Annotated in this window: 18 protein-coding genes; all 18 read left to right on the top strand. The window is 52.0% G+C overall.

Annotated elements, in window-relative coordinates:
- Positions 1 to 43 precede the first annotated feature (43 nt).
- The 18 genes from nrdA (at position 44) to ABOC97_RS17675 (ending at position 16,115) form a co-directional block, all read left to right on the top strand.
- A complete protein-coding gene (gene nrdA, locus ABOC97_RS17760; RefSeq protein ID WP_022649913.1) occupies positions 44 to 2,359 on the top strand; it encodes a class 1a ribonucleoside-diphosphate reductase subunit alpha in 2,316 nt (771 codons plus the stop codon).
- A gap of 107 nt (positions 2,360 to 2,466) precedes the next feature.
- Complete coding sequence (gene nrdB, locus ABOC97_RS17755; protein ID WP_002231164.1) at positions 2,467 to 3,609, top strand: class Ia ribonucleoside-diphosphate reductase subunit beta; 1,143 nt, start codon at positions 2,467 to 2,469, stop codon at positions 3,607 to 3,609.
- 82 nt (positions 3,610 to 3,691) lie between these two features.
- Entirely contained in the window at positions 3,692 to 4,561 is an 870-nt protein-coding gene (locus ABOC97_RS17750) for a pyrophosphohydrolase domain-containing protein (RefSeq protein WP_022649914.1), read from the top strand.
- A 189-nt stretch (positions 4,562 to 4,750) separates the two neighbouring features.
- Positions 4,751 to 5,854 carry a thymidylate synthase gene (locus tag ABOC97_RS17745; protein WP_022649915.1) on the top strand — a complete coding sequence of 368 codons (1,104 nt, stop codon included), beginning with the start codon at positions 4,751 to 4,753 and terminating at the stop codon, positions 5,852 to 5,854.
- A 19-nt stretch (positions 5,855 to 5,873) separates the two neighbouring features.
- Positions 5,874 to 6,269, top strand: coding sequence for an HAD family hydrolase (locus ABOC97_RS17740; protein WP_160859100.1), 396 nt, complete (start codon positions 5,874 to 5,876; stop codon positions 6,267 to 6,269).
- Positions 6,266 to 6,742, top strand: coding sequence for a trimethoprim-resistant dihydrofolate reductase DfrA51 (gene dfrA51, locus ABOC97_RS17735; RefSeq protein WP_022649916.1), 477 nt, complete (start codon positions 6,266 to 6,268; stop codon positions 6,740 to 6,742). Before ABOC97_RS17740 ends, dfrA51 begins: the two co-directional genes overlap by 4 nt.
- A complete protein-coding gene (locus ABOC97_RS17730; protein WP_000386471.1) occupies positions 6,742 to 7,386 on the top strand; it encodes an AAA family ATPase in 645 nt (214 codons plus the stop codon). The genes dfrA51 and ABOC97_RS17730 overlap by 1 nt, the downstream gene beginning before the upstream one ends.
- 63 nt (positions 7,387 to 7,449) lie before the next feature.
- Entirely contained in the window at positions 7,450 to 7,869 is a 420-nt protein-coding gene (locus ABOC97_RS17725) for a hypothetical protein (protein WP_004109992.1), read from the top strand.
- 9 nt (positions 7,870 to 7,878) lie between these two features.
- The gene (locus ABOC97_RS17720; RefSeq protein WP_022649917.1) at positions 7,879 to 8,436 is read left to right on the top strand and encodes a 3'-5' exonuclease; all 558 of its coding nucleotides are present in this window, start codon (positions 7,879 to 7,881) and stop codon (positions 8,434 to 8,436) included.
- Between the two features lie 128 nt (positions 8,437 to 8,564).
- Positions 8,565 to 9,407 (top strand): hypothetical protein, encoded by an 843-nt coding sequence (locus ABOC97_RS17715; protein ID WP_022649918.1) that lies wholly within the window; start codon positions 8,565 to 8,567, stop codon positions 9,405 to 9,407.
- A gap of 185 nt (positions 9,408 to 9,592) precedes the next feature.
- The gene (locus ABOC97_RS17710; protein ID WP_022649919.1) at positions 9,593 to 10,186 is read left to right on the top strand and encodes a phage N-6-adenine-methyltransferase; all 594 of its coding nucleotides are present in this window, start codon (positions 9,593 to 9,595) and stop codon (positions 10,184 to 10,186) included.
- A 202-nt stretch (positions 10,187 to 10,388) separates the two neighbouring features.
- Positions 10,389 to 10,619: a hypothetical protein gene (locus ABOC97_RS17705; protein ID WP_000262979.1), complete on the top strand. Its 231-nt coding sequence runs from the start codon at positions 10,389 to 10,391 to the stop codon at positions 10,617 to 10,619.
- Positions 10,620 to 11,212: 593 nt separating this feature from the next.
- Positions 11,213 to 11,821 carry a ribonuclease HI gene (gene rnhA / locus ABOC97_RS17700; protein ID WP_022649920.1) on the top strand — a complete coding sequence of 203 codons (609 nt, stop codon included), beginning with the start codon at positions 11,213 to 11,215 and terminating at the stop codon, positions 11,819 to 11,821.
- 142 nt (positions 11,822 to 11,963) lie between these two features.
- The gene (locus ABOC97_RS17695; protein WP_022649921.1) at positions 11,964 to 12,458 is read left to right on the top strand and encodes a hypothetical protein; all 495 of its coding nucleotides are present in this window, start codon (positions 11,964 to 11,966) and stop codon (positions 12,456 to 12,458) included.
- A 9-nt stretch (positions 12,459 to 12,467) separates the two neighbouring features.
- Positions 12,468 to 12,656, top strand: a complete 189-nt coding sequence (locus ABOC97_RS17690) for a hypothetical protein (RefSeq protein WP_000872126.1) — start codon at positions 12,468 to 12,470, stop codon at positions 12,654 to 12,656.
- 108 nt (positions 12,657 to 12,764) lie between these two features.
- Entirely contained in the window at positions 12,765 to 13,607 is an 843-nt protein-coding gene (locus tag ABOC97_RS17685) for a Rha family transcriptional regulator (protein ID WP_000462606.1), read from the top strand.
- Between the two features lie 108 nt (positions 13,608 to 13,715).
- Positions 13,716 to 14,288: a hypothetical protein gene (locus ABOC97_RS17680; protein ID WP_022649922.1), complete on the top strand. Its 573-nt coding sequence runs from the start codon at positions 13,716 to 13,718 to the stop codon at positions 14,286 to 14,288.
- A 141-nt stretch (positions 14,289 to 14,429) separates the two neighbouring features.
- Positions 14,430 to 16,115, top strand: a complete 1,686-nt coding sequence (locus ABOC97_RS17675; RefSeq protein WP_022649923.1) for a DUF4942 domain-containing protein — start codon at positions 14,430 to 14,432, stop codon at positions 16,113 to 16,115.
- Positions 16,116 to 16,157: the final 42 nt, after the last annotated feature.

Below are 16,157 nucleotides of genomic sequence, written 5' to 3'. Positions count from 1 at the left end.
CATGAGGCCACTATATTTAGTGGCCTTTTTTATTGGGTGATACATGATAAGCATCGTAAAACGTAACGGTTCCACTGAGCCGTTGTCAGAGGAAAAATACAACCGCGTTGTGATGTGGGGAGTCGAAAACATTCGCAACGTTAGCGCGTCTGCTGTCGCTATGGGCGCTGCTGCCAGCATTTTCGACGGAATGACCACCTGCCAGCTGCATGAGGCGCTGGTAAAGTCCGCTGCCGATCTGATCTCTCCGGAAACCCCGAACTACTCGCAGGTTGCCGCGCGACTGAGCCTGTTCAAGATCCGCAAGGACGCCTTCGGCCAGTATGACTACCCGAATTTCTACAATCACATCGTCAGCAACGTCAGTCGTGGCGTTTACGATGAAGACCTTCTCAAGTACTACTCTCAGGAAGAAATTGCCGAGCTGGGCGTGTACATCAAGCCTAAGCGCGACGAATACTTCGGCTATGCCGCCACCGTGCAGCTGGCGAGCAAGTATCTCGTTCAAAACCGAGTAACTGGCGCTATCTACGAAGGGCCACAGCAACTCTATATGCTGGTCGGCATGTGCCTGTTCCAGAATTGGGAAGATGGCTGCGCCGGTAAGACGCGTCTGGAGATGGTCAAAGGCTTCTACGATGTGACCAGTACATTCAAGCTGTCTCTGCCAACGCCAATTATGGCCGGCGTGCGCACCCCTACTCGCCAGTTCTCCAGCTGCGTGCTGATTGAAGCTGCTGATAGTCTGAAAGGGATTAGCGCTGCGTCTTCCGCAATCATTGACTACGTGTCACGTCGCGCGGGAATTGGTATTGGCTTTGGGCGTCTGCGTGCGCTGGGAAGTGAGATCCGCAATGGCGAGGCCACCCACACTGGCGTTATTCCATTCCTGAAACACTTCCAGACAGCTGTGAAATCCTGCTCTCAGGGCGGTGTTCGCGGCGGCGCTGCTACAGCGTTCTATCCGATCTGGCACTTGGAAGTAGAAAGCCTGCTGGTGCTGAAAAACAACCGTGGCATTGAAGAGAACCGCGTTCGTCATCTCGACTATGGCGTGATGATTAACCGTCTGATGTATCGCCGCCTGGTGCGCAACGAAAACATTACGCTGTTCAGCCCACACGATGTGCCGGGCCTGTACGACGCGTTCTTTGTTGATCAGGACAAGTTCGAAGAGCTGTACCTGAAGTACGAAGCCGACGAGAGCATCCGTAAGAAATCTATCCCGGCCGTCGACCTGTTCTCTACGCTGATGCAGGAGCGTGCCTCTACTGGTCGTGTTTACATTGCCAACGTCGACCACATGAACGATCACGGCGCATTCGTTCCGGAAATTGCACCGGTACACCAGTCCAATCTCTGCATGGAGATCACGCTACCGACCAAGCCACTGGCGTTCACTGACGATCCGAACGGGGAAATCGCGCTTTGCACTCTGTCTGCGTTTAACCTGGGCGCGATCCGCACGTTGGACTCACTGAAAGACGTGGCGTTCTACGCTGTGGCGGCACTGGACTCTCTGCTCGACTATCAGGACTACCCGATGGCTGCTGCAGAAATCCCGGCTAAAGCACGTCGTAGCCTGGGCATTGGCGTAACCAACTTTGCCTACTATCTGGCGAAGAACGGCTTTAACTACTCTGACACTGCGGGCAACCAGCTGGTGCATGAGACCTTCGAAGCCATTCAGTACTACCTGCTCGATGCGAGCTGCCGACTGGCCGAAGCGAAAGGTGCATGTGACTGGTTCTCCCACACCAAATATGCACAGGGCCAGCTGCCAGTCGACCACTATCGCAAAACGCTGGATACCAACCCGGAGACCTCTTTCGAGCTGAAAATGCCGTGGGAAGAGCTGCGTGGCCGTATCCGTGAGCATGGTCTGCGTAACTCCACTCTGACCGCCCAAATGCCGTGCGAGACGTCCAGTCAGATCACCAACTCCACCAATGGTATTGAGCCGCCCCGCGGCCCGGTGTCCGTGAAGTCGTCCAAAGACGGCATCGTGAAGATGGTCGTTCCGGACTTCGCGCAACTGAAAGACCAGTACGAGTACCTGTGGGATATGCCGGACAACCGCGGCTATCTGACTAAGGTGGCCATCATTCAGAAGTTCTTCGATCAGGCCATCTCTGCGAACACCAACTACGACCCGACTCGCTTCCCTGGCGACAAGGTTCCAATGATGAAGCTGCTGGAAGACCTGCTGTTTGCGTATCAGCAAGGTGTGAAGACGCTTTATTACCACAACACGCGTGATGGCGCTGGTAAGCGTGATGACGACGATCAGGTGTCAGAACCTTCCGCTGCGGAGGTTGTTGAGCCAGAAGATGAGTGCGATGGTGCGTGCAAAATCTGATGAGCGTGGGGAGAAATCCCCACCTTTTCATTGAGTTGAGCACCTTGTTTAAACCAATAAGATAACAATTTGTTTAAAGCCACTCGATAACATTCAGAGGGAAACACATGACTTATTCTACTTTCCGTTTGGGCGCTAACGACGCAACGAAGGAACCTATGTTCCTCGGCCAGTCTGTCAACGTAGCACGCTACGATCAGCAAAAGTACCGTGACTTCGAAAAGCTGATTGAGAAACAACTCTCGTTCTTCTGGCGCCCTGAAGAAGTCGACATTACCACTGACCGCATCGACTTCAATACCAAGCTGCAAGAGCACGAACGCCATATTTTCCTGAGCAACCTGCGTTACCAGACGCTGTTGGATTCCGTTCAGGGTCGCAGTCCTAACGCAACACTGCTGCCGCTGATCTCCATTCCTGAGCTGGAGACATGGGTCGAGACCTGGTCGTTCTCCGAGACGATTCACAGCCGCAGCTATACGCACATTATCCGCGGTATGGTGGATGACCCGAGCATCGTTTTCGACGGCATCGTCACGGACGAAGAGATCATCAGCCGGGCTGTAAGCATCTCAAGCGAATATGACAGGCTGTACGAAATGACCTGCGCTCGCCAGCATCTTGGCGAAGACGAATTTGAACGGCTGTATGTCAGCGAGTTTGATGGCAAGCCCTACCCTCTCCAGCGCCAGCTGTTCCGAACACTGGTGTCGGTGAATGCACTGGAGGCGATTCGCTTCTACGTGAGCTTTGCGTGTACGTTCGCCTTTGGTGAGCGGAAGCTGCTGGAGGGCAACACGAAGATCATGCGCTTCATCGCGCGCGACGAGGCTCTGCATTGCGAAGGTACTGAACGCATGATCCGCTTTATGCGTACCGGTCGTGAAGGTCTGATGTGGAAGATGATTGCCGCAGAAGAAGAGAGCTTCATCTATCAGACCATGATGGACGTGGCCGGGCAGGAAATGCGCTGGGCTGACTATCTGTTTAAAGACGGCTCAATGATTGGCTTGAATGCCGACATCCTCAAAAGCTATGTGAAATACCGCACCAACCTGGCAATGCGTCGTCTTGGGCTGCGACCGCTGTTCCCGGAAATCAAAGACGATCCACTGGTATGGATGAACAAATGGCTGCTGTCAGACACCCTGCAGATCGCTCCGCAGGAAGCTGAACAAAGCAACTACCTCGTTGGCCAGATTGACTCCGCTGTCGATCGCTCCGGCCTGAGCCAGTTCGCAGACCTTTAAGCCGAGTTTAACCACTTTGTGGCCTGGCGCTGCTGGGTCACAATTGACGTATCAAATGAAGTCCAAAGGAAAGAAAGAAGACATGAAATTTACGAAACTGACCGATCATCTGAAACTTGCCGCAGACAAACTCGTGGGATTTAAGCCAGAGCCTTACGAGTTGAATCCCGGTTTTGGCAAGGCAACGGAAAGCATCTACCTGATGGTTGACCAGTTCCACACACTGTTTCATCACCCACGCCGTGCCATTCCAGATCCGGCACTACTGCGTCTGCGTGCCAAGCTGATCCACGAAGAAGCTGTTACCGAGGGCATCCCGGCAGCTAAAAACGGGGACATGACGGCGCTGCTGGATGCGATGGCTGACTTCCTTTACGTGGGCGTCGGCACAATGGTGGCCATCAAAGGCGGTATCTCTACAGGTATGAGCTACTACACCCAAGAGCAGAGTGTTGATCGCTTCATCCACACCATCATGGTTCCAGGCAACACGGTCTTTGACGACATGGCCATCCCGTTTGAAGAAGCAAAAGAAGCTGCATTAATGCTGAATGCGCTGGCTGACAAACTCGAAGCGAAGCCGATTAGCGATTCCGAATTGGTGCAGGAGCTGCGCCGCGTGATGAATAAAATCTACGTTGCCTGCATGATGACCTACCGCCTGGCTGATTTTCTCGGTATCGATATTGTTGAGCTGGTGGCAGAAATCCATCGTTCCAACATGACCAAGCTGTGGCCGGCTGGCGCCGAAGAGCGTCGTGTGGCGGTAGAGAATTGCAAATACGACAAGGAAGATCTGGGCTTCCGCCACGCTGAAGGGACTGACATGATGATTGGCTTCAGAGTTTCTGATGGCAAGATCCTCAAATCCCCAACCTACAGCGATGTGGATCTGACTCGCTTTGTTGAGAAGGCGAAAGCCTCATCTCTTTACGAGATGGTAAAAAAATAATTGTAAGTATCCACTTATCATTATATATTGCCTGGGCGTGTTTTATTGTCCAAGTTCTTAATTGCTCATTGCAATGGTGGCCTAAGAGCCACCATTTTTTTTACTCCCCTCCTAGCCTTACACACTTCTGACAGATAAACTTGTATAAAATAATATGTATGTACTTACTTATCTTGTGTGAGGTTGATTTTGTCTATCCTACTGAATCGAGACTTTACGAACGGTCAGTTTGCCAGTGGTTCGTATGCCAAAGTGGTTGAAACGGTGCTCAACACTGGCGTTCACGCGGGTGATCGCACCGGAACCGGCACAAAAAGCGTTTCATATGTCCCTTCCTACTACATGCTGACGGGAGGCTCTGTTCCACTTATCTCCGGAAAAGCCGTCAACCTGAAGCCGTTACTGGTTGAGCTGGAGTGGTATCTCAAAGGAACGGGCAACATCCAGTTCCTGAAAGACAATGGCGTCAAAATCTGGGATGCCTGGGCTGATGAAAATGGCGATTTAGGCCCGGTCTATGGCAAACAATGGCGTCGGTGGGAAGATACCCGCATCGTGAGCCATAGCGAGTATTTGAGCAAAATCGACACGTTCCGTGAGCGCGGGTACAAGGTCGAGGGGTATCTGGGCGTAAGTGAAGATCGCGTTGTGTTGTCCCGTGAAATCGACCAGCTACAGCGTATCGTTCACACGCTTCGCACCAACCCGACAGATCGTCGCATCCTGCTGAATGCCTGGAATGTTGGCGAACTGGAAGATATGAAGCTGCCGCCATGCCATTTCGTGTTTTCACTGTGGAGTCGCGAGCTGGACTTTGAGACTCGACTGACGATGGCCACCGACATTGGCATCCAGCACAACCGCCACGGCCACGAATCCATTTACACCCAGATGCTGTGTCTTCTGGAAAGAGATGGCGGCATTACTGAGAACATGCTGGACGAGCTGGGCATCCCGAAACGCATTCTGAACTCATGCCTGGTGCAGCGCAGCGTCGATACCTTTGTTGGTATGCCGTTCAACATCGCCGGTTACGGCATTCTCACCCACTTCCTCGCGAAGATCACCGGCCACATGGCTGGCGCATTCGTGCATTTTGGCTTTGACGTTCATCTCTACGACAACCACATGGAAGGCGTTGAGGAGCTGATGAAGCGCGAGCCGCCCAAAGAGTCCGACCCGGTTGTCATTTTTCCGCATGAATGGGCCGAACTGGACGACTTCAAATGGGAAGGTGTGCAGGTGTGCGGCTACAGCCCTCTTCCGTGGATCAAGGTTCCAGTGGCGGTGTGATATGGCCAGAGGGATGTATGTGTTGTGTGAAATTGAAGGTGTGCTGGCGAGAGCCAGCCATCGCAAAGCAGTGTCTGATGCGGATGCAGGCGCTCTCATTGCCGGTGATGAACTCATCTTTCCCACCAGCCGCATGTTGCGTGGTTTTGCTCGCTCCGGTGCTGAAGTGGTGCTTATCAGTAGTCGTCCGGAAGCGCTCGAAGGCCCAACCAAACGCTGGCTGAAGGACTTCGGCATTGATTATGACTGGCTCCACCTTGTTCCGCGCGGTGTCAGTTTTGAAACCCATATCAAGCGCACGCTGGCAGAGCACAAAGGCGACTTACTTATCGCCGCACTGGTTCATGATCCGCGTCTGCGTTCTGCGCTGGCAGATTCTCACCAGCGACCAACCATCTATGAGGTAAGCCAATGAAGATGATTGCAGCTGTCGGCCGCAACTATGAAATCGGCATTGGCAACGAACTTCCCTGGCGTTGCCCGACCGATCTGAAACTGTTCAAACAACTCACCAAAAACGCCACTGTCGTGATGGGACGCAAGACGATGGAAAGTCTCAAGCGCCCGCTGCCAGAGCGCCATAACCTCGTTTTGACGCGCTCTCGTGGGTATATCCCCAATGGGTTCTACCCCGCTGGCATCGATGACGTTTTGAGACTGCCAGATCCGGTCTGGGTGATTGGTGGCGGGCAGATTTACTTGCTCTTTATGCCACACGTAGAAGAGATCTGGCTGTCGCATATTGGCGTGGATGTGCCGGGCGCGGATGCGTTCTTCCCGGCGCCAATGATGCGTTCTTTAGGGTTCGTACCAGTCGAAACGGCTTATACCCAACGTGCAAATGAGGATGAGCCTGGCTTTTTGCAGATCGTATACAGAAGGTCGTAATGGATTACCGGATTGGAATCACTGGCGCACAGGGCAGTGGAAAAACAACCCTGGCAAGGTACATCGATGCGCATTATGGCATTCCGTATGTGGATGCCGGCGTTGGCAAGCTGATGAGCAGTCTGGGGGTGAAGGTTGGCGAGCGTTTGCCCCTTTACGAACGTCTTCAGGTTCAGATGGAGATTGCCAGACATATCGAGATGATCACCCGCGGCGTTGAAGGTTTTGTTATCGACCGCACGCCAGCCGATGTCATGGCTTATACGCTTGACCTGGTCGGCCAGACCAACGAAGACCGCTGCATCGAGCTGGCTCTCGACATTGAGCAGTTTTGCCACAAAGCGGCCATTTCCAACTTCAATGCTATCGCGGGTCTTCGCCCGGGCGTTGAGCTTTCCAGCAAAGATCTCGCGCGTCCCCAGCGAGGATCGCTTGACCGTCTCTATGTTGCTCGCATCGATGCACTTATGTGCGGTGAGCTGACGAAAATCAACACGCTTCCCCAAACCGGCGATCTGCAGGTGTTCGTTATTTCTGAAAAGTGCCGCACGGTTGAAGCGCGAGCCAGATCGGTATTGCGAGTGCTGGATAGAGCCGCTGAAAACATCGAGCGCCGTATAACAGGACGAGTGACCTTCCACTGAATGTTGCTCCCCTGTTGGGCAGTGTGACAATAAGACACGCGAAATGAATCGAGGAAAAACAGAATGATAGACGAACTTCCCCTCTCGGATGAATTAGATCGTAAAGCGATTGAAGCACTGATCCGCATTGCTGACGAACAATCCCGCTCTTTGATGAGTGAACGTGAAGCACGTCTGGCTATCCGCGCAGTGTTTGAGTCCGTTCAAGGGCTTGTTGGGGAAGAGGTTGGCGAAGCCATCAATGTGGCGATGTCGCAGTTCAATGGCGGCACCAAGCGCCCTCTGTTTCCTATGCACCTCAAACTCTCAGGCGGTACGGTTCTGTACGTGTCCGTTTGCCTGGAGACCAACCAAATCCAGATCCTCAACACATCAACGGGCGAATGGCGCGAGCCGGTCGTCTGCGAAAGTGGCGAGGACGCACTGAAAAAGGCTGCTCAGTTTGTGCGTGGCGCACTGCTGAAAGGCGCGAAGAAGCTGTAAGGAGTACCAATGACCACGATTGTCGGTGGCTTCGATATTGAGTCCACAGGGCTGGACTTCACATCCGGCCACAAAATTATCGAAATCGCGATAACCCGTTATGAACTGGAAACCCAGAAGCACATCGACAGCCTTGAGATGCGCTTCAACCCGCGTCGCAGTATCGATCCGAAGGCGCAGGCAGTGCATGGCATTTCACTGGAAGATCTGGCGACGGAACCGCTACTGGCTGACCACGCAGGCAAGATTGCTGCGTACATGGGCGCATGTAGCGCGTTAGTCGCCCATAACGGAGAGGCTTTTGACCTTCCGTTCATTCGCCACGAGTTCGGTAGCTATGGGGTGAAATTGCCAGATATCCCTCTGGTTGACTCCATGCTAGATGGCTTGTGGGCTACCGAGGATGGGAAGCGCCCACGCCTGGAAGAGCTGGCGTTCTCACTTGGGTTCACTTACGACCGTGAGAAGGCTCACAGCGCTCTCTACGATACTGACCTGATGATGCAGTGCTTCTTCAAAGCCCGAGAGAAATACGGCTTCTTCAAACTCCCATTCGAAAGCGCCTGATGGCGCTTTTTCTTTGCCTTCAGTTCTTCTAACTGCCTGTAATTATGACTTTTCCGCCTGATAGGTTTTGCCAGAATACGCTCAACCAAAACGCGGAAACGCACCAACGAAAACATAAGGAGTTAAAAATGAGCGCAGTTACAAACACTGTTAAAAACGATGAACTGGACGAACTGACTGCAATGTTGCAATCTCTCGACGAACCAGTGCAAAAAGCTGCGAAAATGAGCGGTGTCGACGAGATCGACGATCTTCTCTCTGGTCTAGGTGATGCAATCGCAAAACCAGTCGAGGCGGTGGCGGATGAAGTCATGAATGCCAGCTCTACCGGCGATCTGAGTAGCGTTCTGGAAGAGCTTGAGATTGAGCACGAATCGGTGAAGGTCGAGGAACCAGAGCGTGACCTTGTTGCGGAGATAGTGAACGAGCCAGCGCCTGAACTTGACGCTCGAAGTACTGAGACTACCGGTACAGATCCAACCCCTTTACCTTCAGTGGCGTCAGAGCCTAAACCTGAAGAAGAGCAGCCAAAACGCCAGAAGGCAAAATCAGAGCGTACCCCGGCCAAACCTCGCTTCACGCTGGAAGGTAAGGACGAATCGTTCTATGCGACAGCCGGTCTGGAAAGTGAGAGCTTTACTGCCGCATTCGAAGGGGCGCCAGTCAAAGCTAAAGACAAGATCTTAAACCTTTTGAACTGGTTTAGTGGTGGGCCGGAAATCAGCGTCTACACGGTAATCGCAATGCGCCATATCCTTGACGCGAACACGGCGACCAGCAATAGCATTAAACTGGCGCTAATGAGCAACCCGGAGAAACCATATCCGCTCAACACCGCTTCGACTCAGGCTGGCCAGATGATGGCTGTGTTTCCAGCTACTGGCATTGCCACCAGGGAAGGTGGAAATCTAACCCTTAATAAAGAGTCGCCGATCGTCAAAAAATTCATAGCGGAGTATTCCATTGGATGATGTTCCCCTACCCGATCTAAAGCCCCCTGACAGCTTTAGGACGCTGGGTAAGCTAATTGCATACCCAGCATCGATAAAACGCGCCAGAGAGCTTCCCGTTTGCGAATCTGGCGCGTTCTTCTTTGTTTGCTATCCGTTGGATTAAATGAAAAAATAGGTAAGTAATTACCTATAAAAGCAAAGTAATGATCGCAGCCGAAAAAATCAAAAAGCGAGAGCGTGATGCCTCTCTTCGCGACCTTTGGCGCACACCGCAGTGGTTGTTTGTCGCCATCCAACGTTACATAGGCGCAAAGTTCGATGTGGACGTCGCCTGCAACAAAGATAATGCCCTCCTGCCGAACTTTATCGGTGTTGAGCGTGATGCGCTCAAGTGCAGCTGGGGAGAACCTGGCACTGTGGCGTTCCTTAACCCGCCCTACTCCAAAATCACCCCCTGGATAGACGCAGCCATCCGCGAGCAGGCGCGTGGAGTGACGACGGTCATGCTGATACCACAATCCCTCGATACGCAGTGGTACGAGCGTGCGGCTGAATGCGCCAACGAAACCGTCATCTTGTCTGGCGGCCGCGTGGCGTTCGTTGAGCCAGATGTTGAACTTGGGCTGGTGGAGGTGAACATCAACCCTGGTGGCAGCATGTTGCTTATCTTCCGTGGCTACTGTCAGGAAGCTGGGCACACCATCAACAAGATACCGCTGGCGGTGATGAAAAAGCTGGGTGGTTATGATCCTGCCAATGTTGTCAGGAAGAAGAGACCACGTAAAAAGGCAGCGTAAACACCAGTCTGGGAGTTAGTTTGAGAACCTGCGTCTGTATATATAAATAACTAAGTACTAATTATTAATATATACAGACGCAGGCTTTTTAAGACGTGATTTCCAAACAACTCCCTGACCGTTTTACACCTCCAGAACCCACTGGAACCCCTCTTCAGACGCTCTAGAATCGATTTTATGAACCACAGTAAGGAAAACTATCATGGTATACCCGACGAACGTCGTAGCGCTCGTTGAGAGCGATTTTCTGGCCAAAGTGCGCGACATGATGAAAGATCGCGATAAGGCTTTCAGTCTCTACGAATGGTCGCTCAAATGTCTTCATTCAGGCGAGCACAAAGAGCTGGTGGAGCAGCTGTTAGGGGAACTCATCAATGAGGTGTTTGCCCTGAACGTCCAGCTTCATGGGCGAGAAAATAATCAATCGAAATAATCGGTAAGTACTTACCATTTAAAACGCAGATCGCCAGTGATAAAATATACCCGCTTTCCGGATTGATTCCGGCAGCTCGACCTGATGGGTGGGGGATAGCGTCACTGGCATCAGGTTTAAAAAAGCTCACTACCAGCGTAGAACCGGCACCGTTTAGGGGTTGGGGAAGGGGGAACCAAAGTGAGCAGAGAGAAGGGTCACTTTATGATTGTCGAGTCTGGAGTGTTTCGAGAGGTTGAATCCAGTACTCCCCTTCATAAAGTGTGGGAAGATCTCGGTTCTGGGGTGCTGTCATCCATAACTTCCCAAGCCTAAGCTGGCAGTAGACTTAGGTCATAACTTTTCAGGTTATGTAACGACCAGGTTGGTGAGGAAATTTTGTACTCACCTCCCTGGGAAAGTATTACCTGAAAAGACAACCTCTCACTTCGTTCGAGGTGAACTTCACTCACTTCGTTCGTTCAGTTCAGGTTTTATTAAAACCTGTTCTGGGAAGTAAGTTTTTCTTTTCTAATAATTTTTAATATTTGCACGCACGCGTGCGCACACGCGCGAGGAAAAAAATCGTCGCGGCGCGCGATTCTGGAGCCAAAATGACGACCAAGACCCCAGCCCGGCAACATACTGGCTGCCGCACGAAGTCCAAAGCCAGATACCAAACCCACCAGCAATCCCGTACCAACTTCAAAACCCCCGTAGTCGAGTTCAATCCCCAGCTCAAAACCGTAAAAGTATTCAGTGATGGCTCTTGCCTCAAAAATCCGGGCGGGCCGGGCGGTTACGGCATCGTTCTCCAGTATCGAGGCGAAGAGCGCGAGCTTTCTGAGGGCTTCCACAGCACGACCAACAATCGGATGGAGATGATGGGCGCCCTGATTGCGCTGGAGCGTCTGAAGTACCCCTGCAACGTGATCCTGCATTCCGACAGCCAGTATTTAAAAAACGGCATGACGCTCTGGATGAAAGGCTGGAAGCGTAACGGATGGATCACGTCTGAGAAGAAGCCAGTCAAAAACGTCGATCTCTGGAAACGTCTCGATTCGGCCGCCAGCCGTCACAATGTCCGCTGGAAGTGGGTTAAAGGTCATGCCGGTCATCGCGAGAACGAAATGTGTGACCGCCTGGCGAAGATCGCCGCCTACTCCGCAGCTGATATGCCTCACAAGCGTGACATTGGATTTTTGTCACAAAATGATAAGTAAGTATTTACCTATCATTTTAAATCAGGTATCTTACCGTTCGTCAGGATGACGAAGTACCGGTTAGGTACTGTTCCAGGATGGAACGCCAAAAGGCGGCTGGCCAAGCCAGCCGCAACTCTTTCTGACACAGAATGGAATCCAAATGGCACGTCAAACGCCTTTCACTTCTTTCAATAAACGTCCCCGTTCAATTCGCCTGGTTCTGGCCGAGCTGTTTAGCGGTCGTGTTTCTGCACGCCTTGCGGAACTGGAAGAACGAGTGTTTGAGCTGGAGAAGCGCATTGATGCGCAAGCTACCGCCATAGCAAATCTGGGTGCGACAGTAGGCATGGAGAAGGTGCGTGATTCCGTCGCCTCTCGTGTGTTGCGTGAATCCCAGACGCACAAGGACAGTTCCCATGGAAAATTTTCAACGAAATCGACTGAAGCCAATGGCCTACGGAGTAATTTTAGCAACCCTGGCAGCGGTAGCCGTGCCAGCCGGTCAGAGTCTGTTGATACCGGACACAACTACTTCCACCACAACCTTGCAGACGACGCCCCTGCCAGAACGACCTCCTGTCTCTCTGGATGGGATGCTGCTGGACACGATTCCAGCTCGACCTGCAACTCCGGATCTTCCTTCTACTGTGACTGAGGCTATTGCATGAAATGGAGCTTCCAGAAAGTCACCGCGATGATTGTTGGCCTCGCCATTTTTCTGCTTGGTGGCTGGATCATGAATCTGGTGAAACTCGTGAACGGTGGCGATCTTCAGTTTGATGCCGGAATGACACTTGCGCGTGTCGTGGGAATTTTCGTTGTTCCGGTGGGCAGCATTCTCGGGTTCTTTTGATGCCGAATCCATTTTCGGCACTGTTAAAACAAATTGTTTAGCCAATTAACCAATGAGAGTTAACAACAAGGGCCACTGACGGCCCTTTTTACACTGAATGGAGAATGTATGTTTGAGATGACTACTTTATCGATTCCCGGTGTGCTCCCGGACAGACCATTGATGTCCTCAAAAGAAATCTCAAAGCTGACCGGTAAACGACACAGCGACATTCTTCGCGACATCCGTAGCGTGCTGAATGAGCTGTATGCCGACGATTACCATAACGCAAAATTGCGTTATGAGAAAAATCAGTTACTTACAATTGTTGAAGGCATTGTTGTCAACATCGATTACCGGGGAATGGAAGGCGAGTACATGCTCGACCGAAAGCATACCGATGTTCTCATTACCGGCTACTCGTTGAAGTACCGCGCTGCTGTCATTGAGCGCTGGCATGAGCTGGAAATGAGTGTTTCAAGCGGGGCGCTTTACGGTGCCTACCCCAGCATCCCGGAAACCTTTTCAGAAGCACTTCGACTGGCAGCCGATCTTGAAGAACAGCGTGCTGATCTTGAGCGCAAGCTGTCGGTGGCAAGGCCAAAAGCCATTCTCATGGACACCATTTGCGGCACTGCTGATGAGCTTTATGGGCTGAATGAAGCTGGTCGCATTCTCGGAACGTCCGGGGCTGTTCTGGGTGCGCTGATGGACTCGCTGGGTGATGTGTACGTTAAGCGCAAATACACCACTGTTAACCGCCAGTTCCTCAAGATCTTCATTGACCGCGGATATGGCAAAAACGTTGTCATCGGAAACGGACGCAACCAGGCCAAGTTCACCTTTAAAGGACTTTGCTTTGCTGCCGTGAAGCTAATTGCTGCCGGGAAAATTACCGCCAGCGCCATTGAGTATGAGCCTTGTCGTGAGCATGTCGAACGCGAAATGAAGGAATCCAAACGTCTTCATTAACCGTCAGTGTGGGCGTCCGCCTTTACGTAGCGTTTGCCCACCTTTTCAGTCACGCCACAATAACGCCATCGAGAAAACAACTTGTTTAAAAACATAAGGAAAAAACACATGTGCGAAAAATGCAAAAAAACTAATGCCAAAGTTGAAAACGTGATTAAAAAAGTTGGTGCGGCCGAACTGGTTGAGATCATGGGTCTTGTGGTTGGTCACGAAGACGACGCCTCCCCTATCGACCGCCTTTTCAGCGTTCTCAAGTTCTCAAGCATGATTGATGATCCGATTGAAATTGTGATGCTGGCGCGTCATTTCGGCGAAGCGTATCTGGAAGAGAAAGAACGCGCCGACAAACTTCAGGCAACTCTGGAAATGGTAATCAAGCCGAAGTGCTCACCGGATTCAGTCAAGGCAGATGAAACCAACGCCAGCAAAGATCGTGAAATCGCCGGGCTGAAGTCTTCTCTGGCGATGTTGCTGGCCGCCTTCAAACTGATGTCTTCCCAGGCTGGGTTCAAAATGCCTGAGCTGAACAGCGACGATCCGATAGCCGTTCGCCATCTGCTGGGGGCAATGGCCGACCAGCTTGACGACACCAAGAGCCGTCTTGAAGACATGATGCGCGAGCTGACCCATCGCCACGACCTGAACAAACAGCCGCACAAAACGCAGCACGTACACCACTAATATCTCACCTGCCGACAGGGGGCGAAAGCCCCCTTTTTTACGCCTTAAATCAGCTGCAACGCCTGTGAATGCTGCTTTTACGCCTTTTCAACTTTGGGAAAATAACACCAACAAGAAAACAATTTGTTTAATGGTGCAATCATGAATACAGCCCTTTCCATCATTGACGCTATCACCCCAAACACTGATATCGACTACCGGCAGGAAATGAACGTCATCCACGAAATTGTGGCCGAGTGCGAGAAAGAGATCGCATTCATGCATCAGGTTCACGACTTCGTTTATGGCGACGAACGCCACAACATGATTAACCGCCTGCTGCGACTCAACCACCGGCCGGATGACGAGCGCACACGCTTTAACAGAGCCTGGCTGGACAAGGTCGACCTTGAATGGGTGAAACAGAATATCTGGGCCGAGTACTGGAAGAAGGTCACGGATATGACAAACGTTCTGCTGATCATGCCAGCTTCCCGCCGCGACGAGTGGCGTGAGCAGTTTATCGAGGGCAAGCAGGAGACCATCAGGACTGACAGAACCGGCTACCAGATGAAGGTTAAGGAGTTCGTTGGTGTGCCGGAGTTCAAAGCAGAAACGGTCATCCCCACGATGCTCAATCTGCTGAATGACAGGCACAAATATCTCTCTGAGCGCGTGTATGGCTTGTTTAAGGCGCTGAGTCCTGCCCACAAGACCAATAAGACGAACGGCTTTAGCGAGCGTCTGATCATCGCCAACTGCATTTCCGAGTTCTGGCGGGACAGCGTCAGCGTGAACTACCGAAAAGAGGACTACATCGACGACCTGCGCGTCATGCTTCATTTCTTCGCGCACAAAGAGTTCATCACCATCAACCGCACAACTGAGATGCTATCTGCTGCGTACCGGGCAAACGACTGCCAGACCGGTGACTGGATGAATGTCGACGGAAACCTGATGCGCGTGAAGATGTTCAAGAACGGCAACGTTCACTTTGAAATACATCCTGACGTGGCCTGGAAGCTGAATGAGGTGCTGGCTTACAGTATGCCTGCAGCAATCCCGGCGCCATGCCGTACTGCACCCAAAACACGGGCACCAAAAGAGTTCGGGTTAATCCAGAAGACGATCTCCGAGCCGGTTCGTACCGCGCTGCGCGACGGGCGATTCAACAAAGACAAAGGCGTCTGGTACTTCTCTGATTCCAACCTCCAGAAGTCGCAAGTGGAAGAGCTTGAGCGCACACTGAACTTCATTGGCGGCGTACAGGAGAAAAAGCACTGGCAGTTCCCGTATGAGATCGGCCATACGCTCAATACGATTGTGGCCACCGGCTTAATGCCGGATACAAAATCACACCAGTTCTACCCTACCCCACGTTTGATAGCGGAGTACGTTGCCAGAGCCATCGAGCTGAAGCCAGGTGAGAAGCTGCTGGAGCCTGAAGCCGGGCGTGGAGATCTGCTGGCCTGCATCGACGCTAATCCGGAAGACGTTACCTGCATAGAAGTCGCACCTCTCTTCGCTGATATCCTGCTTGGCAAGGGGTACACAAATACGGTCTGCTGCGACTTCATGAAGTGGTCTGAGGACAACGCAGGCTATCAGTTCGACAAAATCGTCATGAACCCGCCCTACTCTCTTGGCCGTCACAGAGAGCATACGCTGGCCGCGCTGGAGCATCTGAAAGTCGGCGGGCGACTGGTGGCAGTACTGCCGGGTGATGCGCCAGTTCTGAACTGGATGACGCTGGATAATTACGTTTATGCCAAAGGGAAGTCGTTTACTGACGAGTTTGAAGACACCGGAATCACTGTAAGCGTATACGTTTTCAAACGCGTAAAATGATAGGTAAATACTTACCTAATTTATGTAAGAATAGAGCCACTT

It is taken from the genome of Kluyvera huaxiensis, assembly GCF_040149365.1.
GTDB classification, from domain to species: Bacteria; Pseudomonadota; Gammaproteobacteria; order Enterobacterales; family Enterobacteriaceae; genus Kluyvera; species Kluyvera intermedia_A.
Note: the sequence above shows the minus strand (reverse complement) of the source record. Positions and strands in the feature narration are given on the sequence as shown.